General features: G+C 68.8%; 24 protein-coding genes and 1 pseudogene. 18 read left to right on the forward strand and 7 right to left on the reverse strand.

Going from position 1 to position 24253, the window contains the following annotated elements; genetic code table 11:
- Nucleotides 1-75 precede the first annotated feature (75 nt).
- Nucleotides 76-783 carry a creatininase family protein gene (locus H5T77_RS14335; protein WP_292650309.1) on the reverse strand — a complete coding sequence of 236 codons (708 nt, stop codon included), beginning with the start codon at nt 781-783 and terminating at the stop codon, nt 76-78.
- An 8-nt stretch (nt 784-791) separates the two neighbouring features.
- A complete protein-coding gene (locus H5T77_RS14340) occupies nt 792-1976 on the reverse strand; it encodes a helix-turn-helix domain-containing protein (protein ID WP_292650311.1) in 1185 nt (394 codons plus the stop codon).
- 17 nt (nt 1977-1993) lie between these two features.
- Between H5T77_RS14340 and H5T77_RS14345 the strand changes: the two genes are divergently transcribed.
- Nucleotides 1994-2809, forward strand: coding sequence for a TetR/AcrR family transcriptional regulator (locus H5T77_RS14345; RefSeq protein WP_292650313.1), 816 nt, complete (start codon nt 1994-1996; stop codon nt 2807-2809).
- Between the two features lie 65 nt (nt 2810-2874).
- On the forward strand, nt 2875-3768 hold the full coding sequence (locus H5T77_RS14350; RefSeq protein ID WP_292650315.1) for an HAD family hydrolase: 894 nt from the start codon (nt 2875-2877) through the stop codon (nt 3766-3768).
- A 1-nt stretch (nt 3769) separates the two neighbouring features.
- On the opposite strand, the gene H5T77_RS14355 is transcribed toward H5T77_RS14350, so the two are convergent.
- Together H5T77_RS14355 and H5T77_RS14360 are read right to left on the reverse strand one after the other, a co-directional pair.
- Nucleotides 3770-4636, reverse strand: coding sequence for a GNAT family N-acetyltransferase (locus H5T77_RS14355; RefSeq protein ID WP_292650351.1), 867 nt, complete (start codon nt 4634-4636; stop codon nt 3770-3772).
- A gap of 83 nt (nt 4637-4719) precedes the next feature.
- Nucleotides 4720-5775: a hypothetical protein gene (locus tag H5T77_RS14360; RefSeq protein WP_292650317.1), complete on the reverse strand. Its 1056-nt coding sequence runs from the start codon at nt 5773-5775 to the stop codon at nt 4720-4722.
- Nucleotides 5776-5825: 50 nt separating this feature from the next.
- Between H5T77_RS14360 and H5T77_RS14365 the strand changes: the two genes are divergently transcribed.
- From H5T77_RS14365 to H5T77_RS14390, 6 genes are all read left to right on the forward strand, one after another.
- Nucleotides 5826-6695 (forward strand): hypothetical protein, encoded by an 870-nt coding sequence (locus H5T77_RS14365; protein WP_292650318.1) that lies wholly within the window; start codon nt 5826-5828, stop codon nt 6693-6695.
- 30 nt (nt 6696-6725) lie between these two features.
- Nucleotides 6726-8168: a glucose-6-phosphate dehydrogenase gene (gene zwf / locus H5T77_RS14370; RefSeq protein WP_292650320.1), complete on the forward strand. Its 1443-nt coding sequence runs from the start codon at nt 6726-6728 to the stop codon at nt 8166-8168.
- A gap of 257 nt (nt 8169-8425) precedes the next feature.
- On the forward strand, nt 8426-9832 hold the full coding sequence (locus tag H5T77_RS14375; RefSeq protein WP_292650322.1) for an MFS transporter: 1407 nt from the start codon (nt 8426-8428) through the stop codon (nt 9830-9832).
- A gap of 20 nt (nt 9833-9852) precedes the next feature.
- Nucleotides 9853-10326 carry a hypothetical protein gene (locus H5T77_RS14380; protein ID WP_292650324.1) on the forward strand — a complete coding sequence of 158 codons (474 nt, stop codon included), beginning with the start codon at nt 9853-9855 and terminating at the stop codon, nt 10324-10326.
- Nucleotides 10323-10784, forward strand: coding sequence for a GNAT family N-acetyltransferase (locus tag H5T77_RS14385; RefSeq protein ID WP_292650326.1), 462 nt, complete (start codon nt 10323-10325; stop codon nt 10782-10784). Before H5T77_RS14380 ends, H5T77_RS14385 begins: the two co-directional genes overlap by 4 nt.
- A 61-nt stretch (nt 10785-10845) precedes the next feature.
- Nucleotides 10846-11421, forward strand: a complete 576-nt coding sequence (locus H5T77_RS14390; RefSeq protein ID WP_292650327.1) for a TetR/AcrR family transcriptional regulator — start codon at nt 10846-10848, stop codon at nt 11419-11421.
- On the opposite strand, the pseudogene H5T77_RS14395 reads toward H5T77_RS14390, so the two are convergent.
- Nucleotides 11418-13039: pseudogene (locus tag H5T77_RS14395) on the reverse strand (ABC-F family ATP-binding cassette domain-containing protein). The gene H5T77_RS14390 and the pseudogene H5T77_RS14395 overlap by 4 nt on opposite strands.
- 293 nt (nt 13040-13332) lie before the next feature.
- Between H5T77_RS14395 and H5T77_RS14400 the strand changes: the two are divergent.
- Both H5T77_RS14400 and H5T77_RS14405 read left to right on the forward strand, forming a co-directional pair.
- A complete protein-coding gene (locus H5T77_RS14400) occupies nt 13333-13581 on the forward strand; it encodes a DUF433 domain-containing protein (protein WP_292650330.1) in 249 nt (82 codons plus the stop codon).
- Nucleotides 13578-13970, forward strand: coding sequence for a DUF5615 family PIN-like protein (locus H5T77_RS14405; RefSeq protein WP_292650331.1), 393 nt, complete (start codon nt 13578-13580; stop codon nt 13968-13970). Before H5T77_RS14400 ends, H5T77_RS14405 begins: the two co-directional genes overlap by 4 nt.
- A gap of 40 nt (nt 13971-14010) precedes the next feature.
- Here the strand turns inward: H5T77_RS14405 and H5T77_RS14410 are convergent, their stop codons facing one another.
- Together H5T77_RS14410 and H5T77_RS14415 are read right to left on the reverse strand one after the other, a co-directional pair.
- Nucleotides 14011-14394 carry a hypothetical protein gene (locus H5T77_RS14410; RefSeq protein ID WP_292650333.1) on the reverse strand — a complete coding sequence of 128 codons (384 nt, stop codon included), beginning with the start codon at nt 14392-14394 and terminating at the stop codon, nt 14011-14013.
- 200 nt (nt 14395-14594) lie between these two features.
- Nucleotides 14595-15761 (reverse strand): MFS transporter, encoded by a 1167-nt coding sequence (locus H5T77_RS14415; RefSeq protein WP_292650335.1) that lies wholly within the window; start codon nt 15759-15761, stop codon nt 14595-14597.
- A gap of 190 nt (nt 15762-15951) precedes the next feature.
- Here H5T77_RS14415 and H5T77_RS14420 point away from each other — a divergent pair, with 190 nt between their 5' ends.
- From H5T77_RS14420 to H5T77_RS14455, 8 genes are all read left to right on the forward strand, one after another.
- On the forward strand, nt 15952-17169 hold the full coding sequence (locus tag H5T77_RS14420) for a PucR family transcriptional regulator (RefSeq protein ID WP_292650337.1): 1218 nt from the start codon (nt 15952-15954) through the stop codon (nt 17167-17169).
- A gap of 86 nt (nt 17170-17255) precedes the next feature.
- On the forward strand, nt 17256-18665 hold the full coding sequence (locus H5T77_RS14425) for a fatty acid desaturase (protein WP_292650339.1): 1410 nt from the start codon (nt 17256-17258) through the stop codon (nt 18663-18665).
- The gene (locus H5T77_RS14430; protein ID WP_292650340.1) at nt 18662-18856 is read left to right on the forward strand and encodes a ferredoxin; all 195 of its coding nucleotides are present in this window, start codon (nt 18662-18664) and stop codon (nt 18854-18856) included. The genes H5T77_RS14425 and H5T77_RS14430 overlap by 4 nt, the downstream gene beginning before the upstream one ends.
- Nucleotides 18857-18884: 28 nt before the next feature.
- On the forward strand, nt 18885-20039 hold the full coding sequence (locus H5T77_RS14435; protein WP_292650341.1) for an NAD(P)/FAD-dependent oxidoreductase: 1155 nt from the start codon (nt 18885-18887) through the stop codon (nt 20037-20039).
- 26 nt (nt 20040-20065) lie between these two features.
- On the forward strand, nt 20066-20755 hold the full coding sequence (locus H5T77_RS14440; protein WP_292650343.1) for a FadR/GntR family transcriptional regulator: 690 nt from the start codon (nt 20066-20068) through the stop codon (nt 20753-20755).
- Nucleotides 20752-21513, forward strand: coding sequence for a creatininase family protein (locus H5T77_RS14445; protein ID WP_292650345.1), 762 nt, complete (start codon nt 20752-20754; stop codon nt 21511-21513). The genes H5T77_RS14440 and H5T77_RS14445 overlap by 4 nt, the downstream gene beginning before the upstream one ends.
- A gap of 109 nt (nt 21514-21622) precedes the next feature.
- Nucleotides 21623-22603: a CE1 family esterase gene (locus H5T77_RS14450; protein WP_292650347.1), complete on the forward strand. Its 981-nt coding sequence runs from the start codon at nt 21623-21625 to the stop codon at nt 22601-22603.
- 5 nt (nt 22604-22608) lie between these two features.
- The gene (locus tag H5T77_RS14455) at nt 22609-24150 is read left to right on the forward strand and encodes an AbgT family transporter (protein WP_292650349.1); all 1542 of its coding nucleotides are present in this window, start codon (nt 22609-22611) and stop codon (nt 24148-24150) included.
- Nucleotides 24151-24253 lie beyond the last annotated feature (103 nt).

Genomic DNA, 24253 nt, shown 5'->3' on the forward strand with positions numbered 1-24253 from the left:
GACAACCCTGCCACTTCAGGACCGTGCGATTCCCCAACCTGCGAGAGGCGAAGTCGTATGGCTAAAGGTCGCTACCTAGACGCCTGAACATCCGCTGAGGTGGTCGTTGAAGAGTGTTGCTAGTGCGTCCAGAAGGGCCGCACCCTTCTCCGCGCTCGCCAGCGACGGACTGCCGATGATGCCGGATTCCGTGTAGCGGCGCATGCCGTGGGTGAGCAGGTGGGGACGGCTGGCAGCCAGATGATCCCGGTGCTTGAAGTCCTGGCCCACGAGTTCAGGGGCGCAGTGGAGAAGAATGCTGACTTCGAGCTCGCCCGCGTGCATGTCGTCGTGAGCGTTCGTCTCCAGGCCGGCAACCTCGCGAGCGGCGGCCCAGTCGCTGCGACCAGGGAAGAGGGAGAGGTCGCTGGCTTCTTGGACGACGTTCTGCAGCACGTAGTTGCCGCCGTGCCCATTGACGAGCACGATGTGCTCGACCCCTTGGGAGCGAGCCGAGGCGGCGATGTCTTCGACCAGTCTGATCAGCGTGGCGGCGGGGATGCTGATAGTGCCCGCCCAGTCGGCGTGCTCCTGAGAGCAAGACACGGTAATCGGGGGCAGTAGCCACAGATCGTTTGCGCGGGCGACCATCGAGGCGATCTGGGTCGCGACGATGGTGTCGGTCGACAGCGGAAGGATGTCGCCATGTTGCTCGAAGCTGCCGATCGGGAGCACTGCGATCTTGCTGCCGCGAAGGGCGACATCGGGGCCGGTCTCGGTGGAGATCACGTCGGGGTTGGTCATCGGAGCACTCACGCCTTCCGTGCCGTGGTTGCTTTGAAGGCGTGGTTGAAATCGCGCACCGTGGGGGTCTCCCAGACCGGCGCCAGCTCGCGGCGTAGGTCGTGGATCTGGGTGAGGATCCGCGCTGATCGGGTAACCGTTAGGACTTTCAGTGCAGCGTGGCCAGTGGTCACGGCTTCCTCAACCTCATGTGCGCCAGCGTACGCAGTGGCCAGGCGAGCAAGCGCGAGCCCGCGGTCGCGTTCCTGGGTGCCGGTCGGCCACGCTTGGATGCTCTGGGTGAGGATGTCGAGCGCGTCTTGGTGTTTGCCAAGGCGGAGGTAGCAGTTGGCTGCCTCCATCTCGATGTAGGACAACGTGACGTACGGGACCAGGCTCGTCGTCTCGTGGCCGGCTCCGTTCGTCGCGACGACCTGGAGCGCGTCGTCAAGGTCTCGACGACAGGCAGCCTCGTCGCCGATCAGCGCGTGCGCCATTGCCCGTTGCCGCAGGAGAACACCGCTGAGTCGTGGATCATCGAGCGCCGCGGCGCCAAGGGCAGCGCTCGCACGGGTGAGCGATGCCCGGTTGTCGCGACGGTCGGAGTCGATGTTGCTCCGACGCATCGCAACGTAGGCGACCAGGTCAGGGTCACCGGCTTCGGTCGCCAGATCGAATGCCTGATCGGTCCAACTCACCGCGCCATCGAGATCCCCTGCGTCCTGGTGGAGCCAGCCGGTGAACTCGCTCAACCGTGTCGCGACGCGCGAGACGTCTGCTCGGTCTCGTCCCGCGGCTCCGCGTACGAGCCCTGACGCGAACCTTGCCTGTTCACGGGCAAGCGCAAGAACGGTCTGTGGCCCAGCGGCGGCGTCGAGTGTCGCCAGCTGAATGAGTGAGGCCTGAAGCGCGTTCACCAGCTCCGGGCTCGCCGCCTTGTTCAAGGGCTCTGGGCCGTAGGTGCAATCCGGCGCTTCAACGAGTGCGGGGAACCCGAGTTCTGGCGCTGTCAGCTCGAATGCGTCTTGCAGGAGGCTCCGGTAGAACTCATCGGGCGCACGGCGCCCGTTCTCCCAGCGGGAGATCTGCGTCTTCAGCACAGAGGCGTCAGGGAGAACAGCGCCGCGTCTGCCCGCTGCGGTCTGGAGCTCGCGGATCAAGCGCATCTGCGACCAACCGCGACGCAGTCGCGCATCACGCAACTTGCTCGTCATGGATCGCCTCCGCGACTTTGATCGACAGCGTGTTCCGAGGTCAATCGGGGTTAACCAGGCCATTCCAGCAGGCGGCATCTTCCGAGATCAACAACTATCGCCCAACCTATCGAACTATGAGCGCACAATCGGCGTACCCGGGCCCAGTCAGCCGCCGGCGCCTGCGGGTCGGCCGTCCCAGACACACTGGGGCCGCCGCAGAAGGACTGTCACCACGCGACGAGATCATCGATCACGCAGCCCGGTTGTTCGTCGGTCGTGGATACGCCGCCACGTCAACACGGGAGATCGCCGACGCCGTCGGGATCCGGCAGGCCTCGCTCTACTACCACTTCGCCGGGAAGGAGGATGTTCTTCGTGAGCTGTTGGCGAGAACGATCCGACCCACCACGACGCGGATCAAACAGCTCGAGGCAGATGCCGCCGACCTCGGATGGGACGTCGCGTTGTGCCTGCTGCTCCTCATCGACGTACGGACTCTCGCAGAGGCAAGACACAACAGCGGCCTGCTGCAGCGCTTGCCAGACGTGACGGCAACGAAGGCATTCGCTGAGTTTGCCGACGCTCGTGCCGACCTCAGTGATGCGTACGAGCGTTTCGCTGCCAACACTGTTCCGAGCAGCACCACCCGGTCAGATGACGCCTGGGGCGCAACCCCGATCGGCACTCTTCTCCTCCAACTCGCCGAGGTGGTCATCGCGATGCGTCAGGCTGGCCGGCCTGTGAACAACGACGTCGTACGCAGCATCGCGATCTCCGGTCTGCGCCTCTGCGGGGATCTGGATCGAACCGCGGCCGCCAGAGCAATGACGCTTGTCGACACCTACTTTTGACACGCATCAACATCGTGGTCACACACCCCTATCGACACCTTCATGACCAACAAGAACGGGACCTCTTGAGCACCTTGATCCTCAGCGACCTCGACGGCACCCTCCTCGGTCCCGGCGCCGCGCTCTCGACAGCGACCCGCGACGGCATCAATGACCTCCTCGCCAATGGCCTGCAGTTCAGCTACGCAACCGCACGCTCGTACGTCTCCGCAGCTCGAGTCGCAGACGGCCTCGATCTGCAGATCCCGGTCACGGTCTCTGGTGGCGCGTTCCAGCTCGATCCGCACACCGGCGCAATCCTCAACGAAGAACGCATCCCGGACGCCGACCTGGACACCGTGCTCCGGCTCTGCCGGGAACACCGAGTTCCGCCGATCGTCTACAACGGGATCCCCACGGCCGAGAGGGCCGCCTGGGTGGAAGGCGAAGAGTCCGACGGCATGCGCCGATTTCTCGCCGACCGGGTTGGAGACTCACGCTTTCGCCCCACCCCCGGATGGGCGCAACTCCCCCGCGCTGGCGGCTTCTACGCCACGATCATCGGTGAGGCATCGGCGATCGCCGCCCTGACCATCGACATCGGGGCTGCCACCGACGGCAGGCTCTCCCTCATCGCGCAGATCGACACGCACCACCCGCAGGACACGTACCTCGAACTGAGCGCCGCGCGCGCCACCAAGGCCCACGCCGTCGCCTGGCTGCGTGACTACCTGAACGTCGCCCGTGTCATCGTCTATGGCGACAACCTCAACGATCTGCCCATGTTCAGGGCCGCAGATCAGGCGTACGCAGTCGCCAACGCTGCTCCGGAGGTCCTCGCCGCCGCCACCGGCGTCATCGGCGCGAACACCGAGGACGGCGTCCTTCACCATCTCGTATCAGCATGGTCGCGAGATGCGCCGACGATGCGTGCTGCCGAGATGCTGAACGGACCGCAGAGCGGATCGATGGCCACATAACCTATGAACCGGGGCGCTCATAGCTGTGCAGGTGATCCACGACCTCGAATCCGGCCGCCTCGTACAGCGCCAAGGCCGCCGCGCGATCCCGCTCGGTCTCCGGAGCGTCGTGGTCGACGTAGAGGATCGCTTCGGTAGCGCCGAGCGATACGAGGTGGCGCAGGCCGACGCTGAGAACTGCTTTGCCCAGTCCACGGCCTCGATGTGCATCATCGACGTGAAGCCATTCCACGATGCCGGTGCCCGACGGCAGCAATCCGATCACGACGACTCCTTCGTCCGCCCCGCCATCCGCCGTGATCCTCCACGACTGAGGATCCTCGCCGTCAGAAACGGTGAACGCGGCGACGAGATCATCGTCGGCGAGCATCGAGTCAGTCGCAGTGAGGTCTCGCCGCATGTAGACCCACATGTCCTCGCCGGCGAAACCACGCGACAGAAGTGCCTGGTGAACGACGGGGCGCAGACGGACAGGCAATCCCTCCAAGCCCTCGTCGAGTGCGGTGGCGAAGGAGAAGGCACGCTGCACGCTTGTGCCCTCCAGAGCGCTTACTGCGGCGTCGACCAACGTCTCGACTACCTCATTGTCATCTGCCGCCAACCAGAGCAGATAACCGGCGCCGTCCGCCTTCGACGTACCGACCGCAACTGCGCCGGCCAAGTTCCCGTTGTCGGGGACGACCAGGTGGCGAAGGTTCGTGAGCTCTGCCCACCAACCGCCGTCGATGGGGCTGGTGCCATTGAGCGCGGCCTGGACCATCTCGGACGACACTCGAGGCTGGCCTGGGATCGGCGCCCTCTGTCTCAGCAGTTCGACGAGTTGCGCGAAGTCCGACTCGGCGTACGGTCTCACCGTGGAGGTTTGCATGGCCACAGTGACCAACTCCTCTCGCTGCCGACGATGCTACGGCAGTTGCGAGCAACCGTTCGTCCGTGAAGGTAGTGCGGTCCTTACTGAGGACGACTCCTCTTCTCCCATTCCTCCTCGGCCCTCTCGCCAGCGGTGTCGTGATGATCGCGCGGAATGCTCAAGATCGACGTGAGCTTCGAAGCGCCGACAGGGCCGTTCACGCGATCGAGGTCCTTGACGCCGCGCTTGGCGGCGCAGTCGGCCGCGAAGGCCCAGAGCGCGTCGAGCTCTGTGAGATCCACCCGTACGGTTTCCATGGTTCGGTCGAGCCTCGGGAGGAATTTCGCTCGTTCCTCTTCGAGGAGAGCCCGTGCGTCACGGCGCGCGCGGAGAAGCGCGAGCTCGAGGTCGCGGGACTCGTCGGTGTTGCGGATCCGCGTGACACCGAGCAAAACGACCGCTGCGCCGCCGACAGCGATCGAGGCCAGGATAGACCACTGCTCCCGCGGCTCGAGGTCAAAGACGAACAACGTGATGCCGCCGGCCACGCTGATGAGGACGAAGCCGATCGTGACCGATCCGGACGCCATCCGCGTGGCCGGACGCCCGAGCGAGAACACCGCGACGATCACCGCTGCGGCAGCAACGACCGGCGCGAGCGCCGGAAGGATCCACGTCCAGCCTGGTGACTCGTACCGACCGAAGACACCGCCCCACGCAGCCGCGGCGGCGACTACGGCCAGAAGCCCGAAACAGTTGAGTGATGTACCCGCGTTCAGCGCCGATCGGGTCCCATCCTGGATGGCGAAGTGAGTCTTCTCCGCATCGCGGAAAAGGTCGTTGACGCTCTCGTAGATGCCGGTCTCCTGAAGTACGATCTCGTCCAGCTTCGAGGCCGTGAGATCGCTCGTGGGAGTGTCCGCGACTCGACGCTGTACTCGACTCCGCGCGGAGTCACCGTTGGTGTTGTTCACGTTCCCCATCTCTCCGCCGTCGTACGCATGGTCTGCCAGCCCGGATGCACTTCTCATCGGGCCCCGCACCGACGAGCCCGGCGACGGACCGGATGATGCCGCCGAATTGAGCGATGTAGCAAGCCGGCGAGAAAGGCACTTCCGCCTGATCGGACCGACCCTGCAGTCGCTCGCTCGGGTCACCCAGGGTCCATGGAAACGCGATCGACGCGGACCAGCCTTACGCTCGACCCATGCTCGGCGAGGAGGTTTCAGGATCGTGGCGGCGACGCACGCTGGGACGCCTCGGCTGGTCGGTCCTGGCGCTCGTCAGCATCATGCTGGGGCTCGCGTTCATCGTCGGCGTCCTCACGACCGGTGAGGGCGCCCCCGTTTCCCCTGCTTTCTTCATCACCTTCGCCATCTTCCTCATCGTCTGCGGAGTCGGCCTGCTTCTGATCAAGAGCATCGGTCCGATGAGGTCGGCCGCCGTTCGACGGATTCGTCGCACGAGCGGACTCGGCGACGTCGCCGGGGTCGAAGTCCGTCTCAGACGTGTCGCGGAGATCTTCGGCGCGCTCGTCATCTTCTGCCTGTTCGCCCTCATCGTCGAGGCCGCCGCTGCGGCGATCCATGCCGGTCACCCGCTGCTCGCCGCGCTGGTCGGCGTCCTCGCCGTTCCCATCGCGCCGGTCATCGTCGAGACGCTCACCACGTGGCGCTGCCGTCGCGCTCTCGTCCTCACACTCCAGACCCTGGACATCGAACTCGGCAACGCCAGGATCACGCTGGACTGGGACGACGTGGACAGCGTCGATATGGACGTACGCACCGTGCGTATCCAGGGCATCATCCCGTTCCGCTATACCTACGTGGTGGTCCGACCGAAGGCCGACCCGGCCTCGCTCACTGTGACCCGGCGCCGCCGATTTCGGATCCTCCCCCGCCGCTTCCAGCGCGACGGAATCCTGATCAGCACCGTGCTGTTGGACCGTCCCGAACGGGTACGTCATCTCCTCGACACGATGCGCCGCCGATCCCGTCGCGGGAAGCCCGAGCAACAGCGCCAGGAGATCCTGTCCGCCGCGGTCGATTTTCTGAACGGCCGAAGCGGGAGTCTCTGACACGTCGACCGCGGGTGGTTGACTGAGCAGGTGTCCTCCAAGCCAGCTCCGCACGTACTCGTCCTCTTCGGCGCGACCGGCGACCTCGCCGCGCGCAAGCTGTTCCCCGGGCTGTACCGACTCGCCCTCGCCAAGCGCCTTCCTGACCACCTCGCCATCATCGGCAGCGGGCGGCGCTCGCCCGGCACCGACGACGAGTTTCGCGACCAGGTTCGCCAGGCGCTGAACGAGTTCGTCAAGGAGGTCGACGAGAGCGTCGCCGGGCCACTGCTCGAGCGGATCCGCTTCGTCGCCTCCTCCGCCGAGGACGGCGCCGAGCTGGCCGAGGCGGTGCACGAGGCCGAGGACCGGCTCGCGCTGGAGAGCGAGCAGACCGTGGGCGACGTACAGCGCCTTCTCTATCTCTCCGTACCGCCGCAGGCGGTGGAGCCGATGGTCGGGATGCTCGACCGCGAGGGGCTGAACGTCCGCAGCCGGCTGGTCGCTGAGAAGCCGTTCGGCACCGACCTCGCCTCGGCGCGCGAGCTCGACGCCGTGCTCGGCGAGGCCTTCGACGAGAAGCAGGTCTTCCGGATCGACCACTTCATCGGGAAGGAGGCCGTGCAGAACCTGCTGGCGCTGCGCTTCGCCAACGGTCTCTTCGAGCCCGCCTGGAACAGGCACAGCATCGAGTCCGTCCAGATCGACGTCCCGGAGACGCTCACCGTCACGGGGCGCGGCAGCTTCTACGAGGGCACCGGCTGCCTGCGCGACATGGTCACCACCCACCTGTGCCAGCTGCTCGGGTTCGTGGCGATCGAGGACCCGCACGCCTTCCGGGAGGGCGCGATCCGCGCGGCGAAGGCCGCCGCCTTCGCGGCCGTTCGACCACTGGATCCCGAGCGCGTGGTCTTCGGGCAGTACGACGGCTACCGCGAGGAGCCCGACGTCGCCGCCGACTCCGACGTGGAGACGTACGTCGCCATCGAGGCGTGGATCGACAACGACCGTTGGCGCGGGGTCCCGTTCTACCTTCGCACCGGCAAGGCGCTCGCCGCCGGGCGACGGACGATCACAATCCGGTTCATCGACCCGCGGCACCAGTGGCTGCAGCCGGCCGCCCCGGGTCGGGCGGAGCCCAACGAGCTGGTGATCGAGCTCAGCGACGAGGCCCGCATCGAGATCGAGGTCCGGGCCAAGCGACCCGGTCCCGGCATGGCGCTGACCGAGGGAGTCTTCCGCCTCGACCTCGCCGAGGACACCCCGGATGCCGGGCCGCTGGAGGCGTACGAGCGGCTTCTCCTCGACATCATGAACGGGGACCGGACGCTGTTCACCAGCGCGCGCGAGGTCGAGCGGCTGTGGGAGATCTGCCAGCCCGTCCTCGAGCATCGGCCCACCGTGGAGCCTTACCAGCAGGGATCGTGGGGCCCGGAGTCGGCGCTCGAGCTGCCGATCGGCGGCTGGCGGCTGGGAAGGAACCAGTCGGCCTAGGCCGCGTACGGCGCTCGGACTCGGGCGCGGAAGCGACTCTGTTGGTCTCGACACGCCTTCGCCTAGCGGCTCCGGCGGCTCGACCAACGCTGCGTCAGGCCCGATCTCGGCGCCCCCTCTTGCGGCGGCTCGCGCGCTCTCCCTGAGGCGTCGCGAGCACGCCAGCCGAGGCGACCTCGAAAACTCTCTTGTCGAACACGGCTGTTCAGGTTAATCTCGAACAGTAGTGTTCATGTTAAGCGAGCCGAGGAGACCCCATGACAGACAAGACAGCCGAGAACGCGGCGATGGAGCAGACAGCGGATCCACGCCGATGGCGGTTGCTCGGTCTACTTGGGCTGGCGCAGTTCATGCTGATCCTCGACGTCACGGTGGTGGCGATCGCGCTGCCGCACATGGGCGCCGACCTCGGGTTGGGGCGGGATGCGCTGACCTGGGTGGTGAGTGCGTACACGCTCGCGTTCGGCGGGTTGATGCTCCTCGGCGGCCGGATGGCTGATCTGTTCGGGCCGAAGCCGGTGGTACTGGCGGGGCTCGCGACGTTCACCGTGGCGTCGCTGGCCACCGGTCTCGCCACGAGCGCGGAGCTGGCGATCGGCGGCCGGGTGGCACAGGGCGTCGGAGCGGCGATGCTCTCCCCCGCTGCCCTCTCGACCGTGGTGCGGCTCTTCGACGGCGATGAGCGCAACCGGGCGCTCGGGATCTGGTCGGCGCTCGGCGCGGGCGGGGCGGCGATCGGCGTACTTCTTGGCGGGGCCCTGACCGCGGGGCCGGGCTGGGAATGGGTCTTCCTGATCAACGTGCCCGTAGGCATCGTCGTGGCACTCATGCTCGCCCGACAGCTTCCGGCGCTGCCGGCATGGGGAGGCAACGCACGTCTCGATCTCGCCGGCGCGCTCGTCGTCACCGCCGCCACCGGGCTGCTGATCCTGGGCTTCATCGAGGCCGGCGACGAGGGCTGGACCTCGAGCCGCACGGCCCTCCTCCTCGTCGGTGGCATCGTCGGGTACGCCGTCCTGGGCGGTTGGCTGCGGCGTACGCGACACCCGCTCATCGACCCGGCGCTGCTCTCGCGGCGACCGGTCCTGTCCGGCACCTTCGTGCTGTTCGTCGCGACCGGGCTGATGGTGGCGGTCTTCTTCCTGGGGACGTTCTATCTGCAGAGCGCCGCCGGACACGGGCCGCTCACGACCGGGCTGCTGTTCCTGCCGGTCGCCGCCGCGACCATGGTGGGCGCGCAGATGGGCGGCAGGTTCATCGGGCGCCTCGGCGCCCGCACCCTCGGCGTCATCGGGCTGCTGATCGCCGCCGCCGGGCTCGTCGTACCCGCCTTCGGCATGAGCACACTGACGACCGTCGTCGCGGTCAGCGTCGGCTCCGCCGGTCTCGGCACCCTGTTCGTCGTCGCCGCCGCGACCGCCCTGAGCCAGGTCGAGCCGCATCTCGCGGGCGTCGCCTCCGGCATCCTCAGCACCTTCCACGAGCTCGGCGCCTCGCTCGGTGCGGCGGTGATGTCCGGCGTCGCCGCGGCCAGCCTCGTCGACGGCACCACCGCCGGCTTCGAGCGGGCCTACCTGGTCGCAGCCGTGATCGCCGCGCTCGCCGCCGTCGTCGCCGGCGTTCTCATCCCCGGTCGCCCGGCATCCCCTGAGATCCACCAGTGAACCGACAAGGAGACGGAGTCATGACGAAGACACGACGCCCGAGATCCCGCGTCCGATCGTTCGCGGTCCACTACGTCCAGATGCTCATCGCGATGGCCGTCGGGATGATGGTCCTCTACCCGCTCTGGCACCTCGCCGTCGGCGACCAGCCGGCGAGCGCGTGGGTGCATCGCGCCGACGTCGACTCGCTGGTCATGGCCACCACGATGGTGGTCCCGATGGCAGCGTGGATGCGCTTCCGCGGCCACGGATCGAGGGCGGTCGTCGAGATGTCAGCCGCGATGTACGCAGGCTTCGCGCTCCTCTTCCCGTTCCTCTGGCTCGGGGTCATCGACGCGGACGGCCTGATGCTGCTCGGCCACGTACTCATGCTGCTCTTCATGCTCGTCGCGATGATCGCCCGTCCCGAGGAGTACGCCGTCAGCCACGCGCACCTCGCCCACGCCAACACCCACACCGCCACCGCCACCGCCACCGAGCAGGAACCGGCATGACCGAGCAGGCACGATTGGAGATCGTCTTACGCGACGCCACCCCCGACGACGCCAAGACCGTCCACGCGCTCATCAGCGAGATCGCGGCCCACCAGGCCCAGTCCGCCTCGGTCACCGTGACCGCCGAGCAGTGGGCCGGCTACCTCGAGCGCCCGGAGATCACGGTGCTGCTCGCCGAGGCCGACGGCGAGCCGGTCGGCTACGTCTCCGCCGTACGCCGCCTGCACCTGTGGTCGGGCAGCGACATCGTCGCCCTCGACGACCTCTATGTCCGCCCCGGGCACCGCGACGCCGGCGTCGGCCGACTGCTCATGACCGAGCTGGCGAAACGCTCCGGTGACCTCACGATCACCTGGGGCGTACAACCCGACAACGACGCCGCCATCCGGTTCTATCGTCGCCTCGGCGCCACCGTCCGCGCGAAGGTGATGTGCGCGTGGCCGGCCGGACGGCGGTGACCGGACCCGGAGACCCTTAACCTGTACGTTGACGTTCACTATCTCAGGGGAGGACTCGTCGATGACGACCGTGAAACGTGCCGACGCGCTCAAGAACATCGAGTCGATCATGGACGCGGCGACCGCCTGCCTCGCCCGCGACCCCGACGTCAGCGTCGCTGACATCGCCAAGGCCGCGGGCGTCGGCCGGGTCACCCTCTACGGCCACTTCGAGTCCCGCGCGACGCTGGTCACCCAGGTCGTCGAGCGGGCCATCCAGCAGTCCGACGAGGCGCTCGGCGCCGTCGACCTCGACGGCGACCCCCGGGCCGCCCTGCGCAGGCTGCTCGAGGCGTCGTGGCAGTTGACCCAGCAGTACGGAGCGCTGATCGTCGCGGCCGAGCAGAGCATGCCCCACGAGCAGTTCCAGGCGATCCACGTCGGGCTGATCGACCGCTGGAGGCCGCTGATGGAGCGCGGCCGCAGCGAGGGCAGCTTCCGCGACGACCAGCCGCTCCCGTGGCAGCTCACCCTGGTCCAGAGCGTCCTCCACGCCGCCTCCGGCGCCGTCTACCGCGGCGAGATCGACGCGGCCGACGCCGCCGGGCTGATCGACGGCACCATCCAGGCCGCGCTCACCCCGGGCGCAACCGACTAAGCCGGCTCTGCCCAACCGGCACTCACGTGCACCCGCCGCGCCGCGCCCGCGCGCCGGATCCAGTGGCGGTCGTGCGTGACCGTGACGACGGCTCCCGGGTGATCGTCGAGGGCATCCTCGAGCTGGTCGACGAGCTCGGGGTCGAGATGGTTGGTCGGCTCGTCGAGCAGCAGTACGTCGCCCGGGTCCGCCAGCGCGATCGCGAGGTCGAGGCGGCGACGCTGCCCGACCGAGAGCGCCCGCACCTGGCGCCTCAGGTCCTCCTCGCGCAGCAGCCCGAACCGGCGCAGCCGCTCGACTGCGTCGTCGCGGTGGATCCCGACGGCGCGTGCGAACACGGCCACGACCGACCCTGTGGGCGGCACCGCGACATCCTGCCGCAGCCACGAGACCCGCATCCCCGGAGAGCGCTCGACGACGCCGGCATCAGGAGCGATCTCGCCGGCCAGCAGACGCAGGAGCGTGGTCTTGCCGGCGCCGTTCGGTCCGGTCACCAGCCAACGGTCCCCTGGGCTCAACGTCCACCCGGCGATCCGCAGCCGGGCGCCCTCGTCGCGGCGTACGTCGTGAAGGGCGAGGTAGTGCCCCTCGGGCGGCTGCTCCTCGGATCGGAGCCCGGCGGAGAACCGGAGCGGCTCAGGCGGCGGTGCGACGGGTTCGGCCCGCAGCCGGGCGACCCGCTCCTTCGCCATCCGGATCCGGCCCATCGCCCCGTGGTCGCCGCTGCGCGCGCGGAAGGCACCGTGACCGAAGCCATCGAGCTCGAGCTTGCGCGGGATCGCCTCCAGGCGGAACGCGTTCGACTCGACGAGAGCCTCGTTGCGGGCCAGTTCGGCCTTCCACTGCTCGTGCCGCTCGGCCTGGCGGCGTCGCTCCGTCGCCCGCGCCACCAGGAAACCGGCGTAACCGTTGCCGTAGCGGCGCAGTCCACCGTCGCGTACCTGCACGATGTCATCGGCGAAGCGCTCGAGGAAGGCGCGGTCGTGGGTGACCACCACCAGTGCTCCGCGATGCGCGGCCAGCCGCTCCTCGACCCAGCCGAGCGCCGAGTCGTCGAGGTCGTTGGTCGGCTCGTCGAGCAGCAGCAGCTCGGCGTTGGACGAGAGCGCGACGGCGAGGGCGAGCCGTGCACGCTCGCCCCCGGAGAGCCCGGCGACCGGGCGATGCCGGTCGAGGCCACCCAGGCCGAGCTGATCCAGTGCGGCATCGACGCGCCGGTCCACGCCATAGCCGTCGCGGGCCTCGAACCTGTCGATCAGTTCGCCGAGCTCCTCGAGGAGCGCACGCTGCTCGTACGCCTCGGCGGCCGACAGACGCTCGGAGCAGTGCTGGATGCGCGACTCGAGCGCTCGCAGGTCCGCGAGCAGGAGGTCGACGGCATCGTGCACCGTCGCCCCGGCCGGGAACCGGAGTGCCTGCGAGGCATGTGCGATGCCGCCGGGGAGTACGACACGGGTCTCCCCGCGACCGGCGCCACGACGCCCGCGAGGAGGTCGAGCAGGGTGGACTTGCCAGCGCCGTTGTCGCCGACGACGGCGAGCCGGTCGGTCGCGCCGACCACGAGATCGACACGGTCGAGCACGACCCGCTCGACGAAGCGGACCGTGGCCGAGCGCAGCTCGCAGACGCGGTGGCTGCGGACGGTGGAGGTGATGGAAGCAGACGGGAACAAGAGGACTCCTCTGCGCGACGGTCGACCGCCGCGGCGATACGCATCAGCAGATGCGGGACCGGAACGGACCTCGAGCGCGCCGAGCAGACGACGCGGTCGCTCAGGACCCGCTGCGGAGAAACCTCGACGCAGCGTCCCGATCGATTACTTCAGAGTTCCCATCGCAGACAACGATAGCGGGCAGAGCGCCCGCGCGCGATGCAATTAGTCAAGATGCGCAGAGGCGTAGACTTCGGCGCATGACGCAGACAGTTCCGGGATTCGACCGGCTGACCGTAGAGCCCGACAAGCTCGGTGGCCAGCCGTGCATTCGCGGCTACCGGTTCGGTGTCGACCAGCTCCTCGAGCTCTTCGCAGCAGGGATGACCTTCGAGGAGATCCGCGAGGACTTCCCGTTCCTCGAGCCCGAGGACGCCCAGCAGGTCTTCGCCTACGCCGCCGCGCTCGCGCAGCGTGACTTCTACCTTCCGCTGCAGGAATCTGCGTGAGACTGCTCCTAGACCAGAATCTGCCGTACTCCATCACCAAGGCGATCGCCGACGACTGGGACGTCATCCACACCGAGGACGTCAACCTTCAGCGGGTTACCGACCCCGAGATCTTCAGCTACTGTATTGAGACCGACCGCGTGTTGGTCACGGCGGACAAGAAACTCACGAAATTCCTCGCGTCCTCAAGGGCATCCTCCCCGAGCGTGGTGGTCCTCCGGGGATTCGTACCTCACAAAGTGGTGCTGGCCGACGCCTTGGTCCGGCACCTTCCACAGATCGAGGAAGCGATTGAGATGGTCGGCGACGCCATCTTCTCCATCGCGCCCGACCGTCCAGTTCGAGTCCAGCGGCTTCCCCTCGGAATCGCCGCTCCCGTCGTGGAGTAGTTGCGCTCAATCTTCGCTCAACGGCCGCGCGAAGGGGAAGTCATTTGAGTGCGCTCGCGATCGTGCCGAACGTCGCCACGAAGAGACCTAGGGTTGCAACCTGCTGCTGGGGCCCGCTGAACCACCCACGAAAGGCGTTACGAGCGGTGTCGAGTCGGGTGAGAGCCCGAAAGCGCTGCCACTTGTGTTGCCGGAAACTGCAGCCACCAAGGAGGCCGTAGGAGTTGTTACGACAGGTCGTTCCATCCCGGTTGGCGGCCCCGCACGAGGTCGGCGCTCTGAAAAGCAACCATACGAAGCACAACAAGAACACCGAGGACAACACGAGCGGTCCGACGTCGAACCCAAACAGCAGAAGCACCGCAACGGCAAGGAGCAGGTAGCCCCAATAGCGGCGTACGAGCTTGGACGTCTTCTTACCCATAACAGCGGCCTCCCGAGAATGTGACTACGTCTCAAAGCGTATTGACGTTCTCGTGAGCGAGTTCGCGCTTCCCGAGGAATCCCGTCGAACTTTCCGCCTAGCGGACCGTAGCTCGGGAGCATGAGATGAAACTGCCGTTCCCGTCCGCCTGAAGACAGCGCCGAGACGGTCGGGGGCCGCTGGAGCCGGCGACGACGCAGTCAGCGACCGTGCCTCGACATGGCAAGCGCCCCGAGGACAGGACCAGGCACCAGGAGCAGGAAGGCGTACTGCCAGCTGGAGGCGGCAGCCACGAGCGGGACCAGCTGGATGCTCACGACGGTGAGGGCGAAGCCGATGGCGGTCTGGGCGCTGAGCGCGGTGCCGACGAAGCGGCTGTCGACGACCTCGGACAGAGCGGTGGAGAAGACGCCGGAGTCGGCGATGACGGATGCTCCCCACACGGCGCAGAAGATCGCGACCACAGGTGCCGGCGCGAGGAAGGCCAGCGGCGACAGTACGCAGCAGGCGCCGCTGACCGACAGCGCGGTGACGGCAGCGGCGCGCCGGCTGTACCGGTCGGCCGCCCACCCGCCCAGGAGACAGCCCGCGAGGCCGAACAGTCCCATGCTGACGAAGACGAGCAGCGAGCGAACATCACCCAGCTGCTCGGAGGCACGCGAGTGCAGCAGGTACGCCGGGATCCAGGTCCACAGCGCATACAGCTCCCACATGTGGCCGAAGTAGCCGAGATTGACCAGTCTCGGCCCACGTTCGGCGAACATCGTGAGCACATACCGCGGATGCAGCGTGACCGGCCCGCGAGCCAGGTGCGGACCAGGCCGGACGACCGCGATGGCGAGCACGGCGCCCAGCACGCCGACGACCGACGTCACCAGCAGCACGTCACGCCACGGAAGCGTCACCAGGCCGCCGATGAGATGCGGAAGCGTCGACCCGATGGTGAGCGCACCGATGAGCAGCCCCATCGCCAGGCCGCGGTTCGTACGGGGAGCCCAGGACGCCATCAGCTTGATGCCGACCGGGTAGACGCCGGCGAGGAAGAAGCCGGTGGCGAACCGCAGGACCAGCGCGACGGCGAGACCGTCGGCGAACCACGCGAGCAGAGCCGTACAGACCGCCGCGAGCAACGAGCTGGCGCCCATGAGGACCTGTGCGGACCACCGATCGGCGAGGTTCAGGACGGTCGAGGTCAGCGCACCCGTGACGAATCCCAGCTGCACGGTGCCGGTGAGCCACACCGCCTGGGTGCTGCTGGTCCCCCACTCCGCCTGGATGCTCGGGACCACCGCCGAGACCGAGAACCACACGGCGAGCCCGAGGACCTGAACGGCTGCGATCGTGGCTCTCTGCGCGGCGGGGGTCATTCGGTATCAGCCTCTCGAGCGCCGTACGGCTTGGTCGTTGCTTGGGCAGCCAGCATGCCGTCGCACGGAGGTCGACGCCAGCCTTCGCGGCAAGACTGGAGTGCTCGACGGGCCACAGATCCGACGGTCGCCGGACCGGCGGTCTTAAACTGCCGGGACGCACCGCCCGACGATGGAGAGGTTGAGCGTCATGACCGACCTCGCTGCCTGGTTGACGGCTTTTGCCGACGAGCAGCGCCGGCCGGACGAGGTCGCCCGGTGGGCTGCCTCGACCGCTGACGCGATCCTGGTCGACGGCGAGATCGATCTGGCCGATCTCAGACCCATGCTCCTGAGGGCCGTCGAAGAGCACTGGTACGCCTTTCTCGACCGGATCACGCTGCCGGACACGGAGTTCGAGTTGGTCCCGTCCGCACGGGCCATTGCGCTCGAGGCCGCCCGCCGCCATCTCGGCCTCCCGCTGCTGCTCAAGGTCTACCAGCGGGCCCAGGAGGAGAGCTGGGGCTTCGCCGTGCAGGTCGTCCGGCAGGCGCCCAGCGATCTCGACCACGAGGCCCTGCTGGTCTGGTTCTGGACGAAGGCCACCACCTGGTTCGGTTCCTCGGTCGAGCAGTCGGTGCTGATCTACCAGACGGAGTCGAACCGGATCCGGCAGCGCGGCGACGCCCGCCGCTTCGAGGTCGTCTCGGAGGCGCTACGCGACCGCAGCGTCGCTCCCTCCGAGCTGTCCGCCGCCCTCGACGGCCACCCGATCAACATCGCGGGCCACATCGCCCTGGTGGCGCACGCGCTCACCGCCGACTCCATCGAACAGCTCGAGCCGGCCCTCTCCGCGGTCACCCGCAGGATCGGTCCCGCTCGGTCGGTCCTGGTGCGCCCCGGCGGCCGGGAGATGTGGGCCTGGCTCGCGCTGGGCGAGCACCCGGACACCGTGACCGACACCGGGATCGACCCCACCGCCGTCCGGGTGACCCTGGGCGTCGGCGGGAGCGGTCTGGACGGCTTCGTCGCCGCGCACCTCGACGCGCAGTCCGCCCAGCGGGTCGCGCTGGCACCGGGACGGCGGGAGCCGCTCACCGCCTACGACGATGTGGCCGCACTGGTCCTCATCGGGCACGACCCTGCTGCCGCCGAGCGGTTCACCCGGGCGACGCTGCGGGGTCTGGCCGACCCGCCCCATGGCCGGCTCCGCGAGACCGTCCGCGAGGTGCTCACCTCGGCCGAGACGGCCGACAGGATCGCCGAACGGCTGGGCATCCACAAGAACACCATCCGCTACCGCCTCACCCAGGCCGAGGGCCTGTTGGGCCGCCCGCTGCGCGAGCGCGCGGGAGACCTGCTGCTGGCGCTCGACTACCACGACGCATTCCTCACCGCGCCGACTGTGAAACCTCACAGTTTTCCGTGACCGATTCGGCTTGATCGGCCAGAGACTTCGCTGCTGCGTACGTCCATTCTGACAGGAGACGTAACCGACCTCACAGGAGGCAGCAGATGACACTCGACGCCAGCGGCGCCGTCGACCAGAGCTCCACCGGGAGATGGCGGGACCGGAAACGCTATCTGTGGCTCCTCGGCCTCATCGTGCCGTCCTTCGCCTTCATCGCGGTCGGCGGCTACGCCCTGACCGGCTGGGGCGTCTTCCTGTGGGTCGGCCCGATCGTCGTCCTCGGCCTGGTCCCGGCCATCGACCTGGTGGCAGGTCTGGACCGCTCGAACCCGCCCGACGACCTCATCGAGGAGCTCGAGGAGGACAGGTACTACCGCTACATCACCTTCGCGTTCCTCCCGATCCAGTACGCCGGGTTCGTCTTCGCGATGTACCTGATCGCGACGCAGGACTGGCCGCTGGCGCACAAGATCGGCCTCGCCCTCACCATCGGGTTCATCGGCGGCATCGGCATCAACACCGCCCACGAGCTCGGCCACAAGAAGGAGAGCCACGAGCGCTGGCTGTCCAAGATCGCGCTCGCGCAGAGCTTCTACGGCCACTTCTACATCGAGCACAACCGCGGTCACCACGTACGCGTCGCGACGCCCGAGGACCCGGCCTCCTCCCGGGTGGGCGAGAACCTCTACACGTTCTGGTTCCGCACCGTGTCCGGCTCCCTCAAGAGCGCCTGGGGCCTGGAGGCCAAGCGCTACCGGCGCAAGGGGACCCACCCGTTCCACCTCGGCAACGACGTCCTCAACGCCTGGCTGATGAGCGCTGTCCTGTGGGCCGGCATGACGCTGTGGCTGGGCGTCGGGATCCTGCCCTACCTCGTCCTCCAGGCGGTCATCGGCTTCTCCCTGCTGGAGGTCGTCAACTACCTCGAGCACTACGGGATGCTGCGCCAGAAGACCACCTCCGGGCGATACGAGCGGGTGCTGCCGATGCACTCGTGGAACTCCAACAACATCGCCACCAACGTGCTGCTCTACCACCTGCAGCGACACAGCGACCACCACGCCAACCCGACCCGGCGCTACCAGACCCTGCGTGACTACCGGGAGTCCCCCGCCCTCCCGACCGGGTACGCCGGGATGATCGTGCTGGCCCTGGTCCCGCCGCTGTGGCGCCGGGTGATGGACAAGCGCGTGGTCGATCACTTCGACGGCGACGTCCGGCTGGCCAACGTACGCCCCGGCCGGCTCGACAAGCTGCTGGCCAAGTTCCCGCCGCCCGCCGCCGAGCCGGCGCTCGAGGAGATCGACGACGTGACCCGGCAGACCTTCGACGACGAGATCGCCGCGGGGCGCTGCCCCGGCTGCGGCTACGTCTACGAGGTCGCGGCCGGCAACGAGCTCGAGGGCTTCGCGGCAGGCACCGCCTGGCGAGACATTCCCGACGACTGGTGCTGCCCGGACTGCGGCGTACGCGAGAAGGTCGACTTCATCCCGCTCAAGGAGTCGACGCTGTGAGTGCCATTCAGGCTGACAAGACCGTGTGCGAGGGCATCGGCATGTGCGAGGCGCAGGCCGACGACTACTTTCAGGTCGGCGACGACGGCCTCGTCGAGGTCCTCACCGGCGAGGTGCCCGAGCCCGACCACGGGTACGTCAAGGCTGCCATCGACTCCTGCCCGGTCTCCGCGCTCCGCCTCCTCGGCTGAGCCCGGCCCGACGAGACGGAACCGAACCATGACATCTCCCCACCACCGTCATCTCCTCGTCGTCGGCGCCGGCCTGGCTGGGATCCGAGCCGTCGAAGGGGCGCGTGCGGCCGGCTGGACGGGGCCGGTCACGGTCGTCGGCGACGAGCCGCACGCTCCGTACGACCGGCCGCCGCTGTCGAAGGCCGTGCTCTCCGCCGAGGAGCCCCCGGCCGTGCCGACACTGCGGTCCGGCGAGGTGCTCGAGACGCTGCAGGTACGCCACCTGTCGGGAGTGCGCGCAGAGGCCCTCGACACGGAGCACCGGACGGTGACCACCACCGCCGGTGAGCTCGGCTACGACGCCCTGATCATCGCCACCGGCAGCGCCGCGACGACCTTGCCCGACCTGTCCGGGGTCCGCGGGGTGCACGCGCTACGCAGCTACGACGACGCGCTCGCCGTGCGGGAGGCGTTGACCCGCTCGCGAGAGGTGGTGATCGTCGGCGCCGGGTTCATCGGCTCGGAGATCGCCTCGGCCGCCCGTGCCCGCGGCATCGACGTCACCCTCGTGGAGGCGGGCGCCCGCCCGCTGGAGCGGGCGATCGGGGCCGGCGCCGCCGCGCGGCTGATGCAGCTCCACACCGACGCCGGCGTCCGGCTGCTCACCTCGACGACCGTCTCCGGCATCCGCTCGACCGACGTCGGCCTCGACAAGGTCGAGCTGAGCTCAGGCGAGACCCTGGCCGCCGATGCCGTGGTGCTCGGCATCGGCGCGCGCCCGGCCACCGGTTGGCTCCGCGACAGCGGTGTCGCCCTGGACCCGCGCACCGGCGGCGTGCTCTGCGACAGCCGCCTCGCCACGAGCGCTCCCGACGTCTGGTCCGCGGGCGACATCGCCTGCGTCGACGGCGTACGCAGCGAGCACTGGACCGCCGCCGGCGAGCAGGGCCGGGTCGCCGGCGCCAACGCCGCCGGAGCCGCCGAGGCCTTCGCCTCCGTCCCGTTCGCGTGGTCGACCTGGCACGGCCACCGGATCCAGGTCGTCGGCGAGACCACCGCGACCGACGAGGAGGACCACGGCGACGGGTTCGTCCTCTACCGGCGCGACGGCAGCGCCGTCGGCGCCGTCGGCATCGACAGCCCCGGTCCGATCGCCCGCCTCCGTCGCGCGCTGTCCGCTCAGCCGCCCCTTGACGAGTAGATCAATAAGTGATTTAGTCACTTACTGTGACCAGCAACACACCCTCGCTCTCTGAACGCATCGCTGACGGGATCGTCGCCATGATCGAGGCCGCCGGCCTCGAGCCTGGTGACGCCCTGGCGTCCTCCCGCGACCTCGCCAAGCGGTTCGAGGTGACCACGCCGACGATCCGGGAGGCGCTGCGCCGCCTCGAGGCGACCGACGTGATCCGCTTCCGCCACGGCTCCGGCACCTACGTGAGCGGCGGGGTGAACCGGCGGCTGCTGGTCAACCCGCACGTCTCGGAGTCGCGCAGCGAGTCCGTCCTGGAGCTCCTCGACGCCAGGATCGTGCTCGAGCCGCCGGTCGCGGCCGCCGCGGCCGCGCAGCGTACCGACCACGACCTGGCCGCGCTGACCTCCTCGGCCGACAACGCGCTCAAGCCGCAGTACGCCGACGAGCGCCCCGAGCTGCACTTCCACGTCGCGCTCGCCGGCGCCTCCGGCAACCTGCTGCTGCGCGAGACCGTCGAGGCGCTGCTGCAGGTCAGGGCCCGCGACCAGATCGAGATCCGGCACCGCTACACCGACCGCGACCGAGACCATGCCGACCACCTCCGCATCGTCGAGGCCGTCCGCGACGGAGATGCCGACGCGGCGGCCGCGCTCACCCGCGAGCACCTGCTCGCGATCCGTGAGGCGCTCGCCGCCACCCTCGGCACGGAGCAGTCTCGATGACCGCGAAGCTCGCCGAGATGACCACCCTCGAGGCCGCGCAGGCGGCCGAGAGCGGCACCGTCGTGGTGATCCCCGTCGGCGCGTTCGAGCAGCACGGTGCCGGCCTGCCCTTGGCCACCGACCAGATCCGCGCCGAGGCGCTCGCCGACGCCATCGCGGAGGCACTACCCGGGAAGGTGGTGATCGGCCCCGGCGTACCGGTCGGGGTCTCACCGCACCATCAGGCCTTCGCCGGCACGGTGAGCCTGCGTCCCGCGCTGTTCGCCGCCGTCGTACGTGAGTACGTGGAGTCGCTGGCCGCCCACGGCTGGCACCGATTCCTCGTCATCACCGGGCACGGCGGCAACAACGCCACCCTCGGCACCCTGGCCCAGGACCTGCTGCGCGACCGGCCCGACCTCGAGCTCGCCTGGGCGCCGGTGACCGTGCTGGCCAAGGACACCGTGGCCGCCATGGAGCTGACCCCGGTCAGCGGCCACAGCGGCGAGGCCGAGACCTCCCAGATGCTGCACGTCGCCCCCCACCTCGTACGCCGCGATCTGCTCGCCCCGGGCACCACCACGCCCGACGAGCTCGACCCGTTCGCCCGGCTGGCCCGCTCGGTGAGCCATCCCGCCGTGGCCCTCCCCTACGACCGGCTCTCCCCCAGCGGCGTGCTCGGCGATCCTCGTCGCGCCACCGCGGAGGACGGCCGGGCGATCTTCGCCGAGGCCACCGACCGCGTCGTCGACTTCATCGAGGAGTGGCTCGACACCTAGGCCACCGGCCCACCACCCACACGCTCGGGACCCGACCGGGACGCACACCGCGTCGCCGGGCGATCCAGCACACCCGAAATCGAATCAGCTGCCCCGAAAGGAGCACGACATGTCCCCACGACACCTCCGCTTCCTGGCACCGGTCATCGCCGTGACAGCCGTTGCCGCAGCGTCCTTGGCCCCCAGCGCCGTCACTGCCCTGGCTCCCGCCTCATCCAAAGCCGGAGCCGAGACCGCCGCGAGCAGGACACTGTGTGCCAAGCCCACGGACCAGGAGCCCGACAGCAGCCAGAAGCACAAGCTGACCAGCGGCGACCTCGAGCGCAGCTACGTGCTCCGCCTTCCCGAGGGCTACGACCGCCGCGACGACTGGCCGTTGATCGTCGCCTTCCACGGTCGCGGCAGCACCGGCGTGGAGGTCGAGGGCTACTCCGAGCTCTCCGACCTGCCCGCCGTGGTCGCCTATCCCGACGGCGCGATCGGCACCGGGTCCGGATACCGCAAGGCCTGGCAGGGCGCACCGTACGAGGCCCCCGGCGTCGATGACGTCGCCTTCACCGCCGACCTGCTCGCCGCCATCGAGGCCGACCACTGCATCGACACGACCCGCGTCTACGCCACCGGGAAGTCCAACGGCGGCGGGCTGGCCGCCCTGCTCGCGTGCCGGATGCCGGGTACGTTCGCCGCCGTCGCACCGGTCGCGCCCGCGCTCTACCCGGGCACCCGGGCCGGATGCGCCGACGCACCCCCGACGCCGATCCTGGAGACCCACGGGGTCGCCGACGCCACCATCCCCTACGCCGGCGACGCCGACCGTGACCTGCCCTCGATCCCCGAGTGGGTGCAGGGCTGGGCCGACCACAACGGCTGCACCACCAGCAGGACCCGCACCAACCGCGACGTCGCCACCACCCGCTGGGCCGGGTGCGACCAGGGCGCCGACGTCCAGCACGTCGCCGTCGACGGCGGCGGCCACGTCTGGCCGGGCGCCGACATCTACTCCGGTGGCGGTCACGTCACCCGCACCATCGAGTCCGCGACGGTGATCTGGGACTTCTTCTCCCGCCACCGACTCACCAGCGAAGGGTGATCCCGATGACCAGCACCGCAACTCCCACGGGCAGCGACAGACTGCCGTGGATCATCCGCGCCATGGGCGTGATCGAGCGCGTCGGCAACGCCCTGCCGCACCCGTTCTGGCTCTTCTGGATCCTCGCCGCCATCCTCGCCGTGATCAGCGCGATCTGCGCGGCCGCCGGGGTCTCGGTGATCTCCCCCAGCGACGGCGAGGAGGTCGTCGTCCAGAACCTGATCAGCGGCGACGGCCTGGCGATGGCCGTCTCCACGATGGTCTCCAACTTCGCCGAGTTCCCGCCGATGGCGACCATCGTCGTGGTCATCATGGGTGTCGCCGTCGCCGAGCGCACCGGCTTCCTCACCGCCGCGATGAAGGTCGGCATCTCGCGGGTGCCGGTGGGTTGGGTGGTCTTCGCCGTGGCTTTCACCGGCACCGTCGCCCACGTGGCCTCGGCCGCGGCGTACATCATCCTGGTCCCGCTCGGTGGTCTCGCCTTCCGGGCCGTGGGGAAGTCCCCGATCCTCGGGATCGTGGTCGCCTACACCGCGATCGCGAGCGGGTACGACGCCAGCCCGGTCCCGACCCCCAACGACGCGATCTTCGCCGGCATCACCACCGCCGCGGCCCAGATCGTCGACGAGAGCGCGTACGTCTCCCCCGTCAGCAACTGGTTCTTCAACATCGCCTCCTCCGTGCTGCTGGCCGCGGTGATCACCCTGATGACCAAGCTCGTCCTCTCCAAGCGGCCCGACCTCGAGCCCGACGAGGACGCCGACGACGGCGACTTCGGCACCCTCGAGCTCGACGGTCGCGAGCGCCGGGCGCTGCGCTGGGCGCTGCTCACCCTGCTGGCCGCGATCGTGGTCATCGCCGCCGTGGTGATCCCGCCGTCCTCTCCCCTGCGCGGCGAGGACGGGTCGCTGACCGAGTCGCCGTTCCTCACCGGCATCGCCGCGATCGTCGCCATCCTCTTCGGCATCGCCGGCACCGTGTACGGCACGCTGTCGGGTGCGATCACCAAGGCCGGTGACGTGCCGACGCTGATGGGCCAGGGGATCAAGCAGATGGCTCCGGTGCTGGTGCTCTTCTTCGCGATCGCCCAGTTCCTGGCGTACTTCGACTGGACCCATCTCGGCGACGTCATCGCGGTCAACTCCGCCGAGGCGCTGCAGACCAGCAGCATCCCGGTCTGGGTGATCTTCCTGCTCGTGCTGGCGCTGCTCAGCATCGTCAACATCATGGTGACCAGCGGTTCTGCGATGTGGTCGATCGCCGCACCGGTCCTGGTGCCCATGCTGATGCTGCTCTCGGTCCCGCCCGAGACCACCCAGGCACTCTTCCGGATCGCGGACTCCGGCTCGACCGCGATCACCCCGATGAGCCCCTACTTCGTGATGGCCCTCGGCTTCCTGCAGCGCTACCGCAAGGACGCCGGCATCGGCACCCTCGCCTCGTACACGCTGCCGCTCGCGATCACGATGAGCCTGGCCTGGACCGCGCTCTTCTTCCTCTGGTGGGGCCTCGGGATCCCGCTCGGGCCAGGGGCACCGGTCCGCTGAGCGGATCACGGCGCGCGCAACATCGCCGCATGTAACACGTTGTTCGTAGGACTATCCGGTCGTTATAACGACCGGATAGTCCTACGAACGACGTGTTACACGT

This window comes from Nocardioides sp. (genome assembly GCF_014360585.1).
Classification (GTDB): domain Bacteria; phylum Actinomycetota; class Actinomycetes; order Propionibacteriales; family Nocardioidaceae; genus Nocardioides.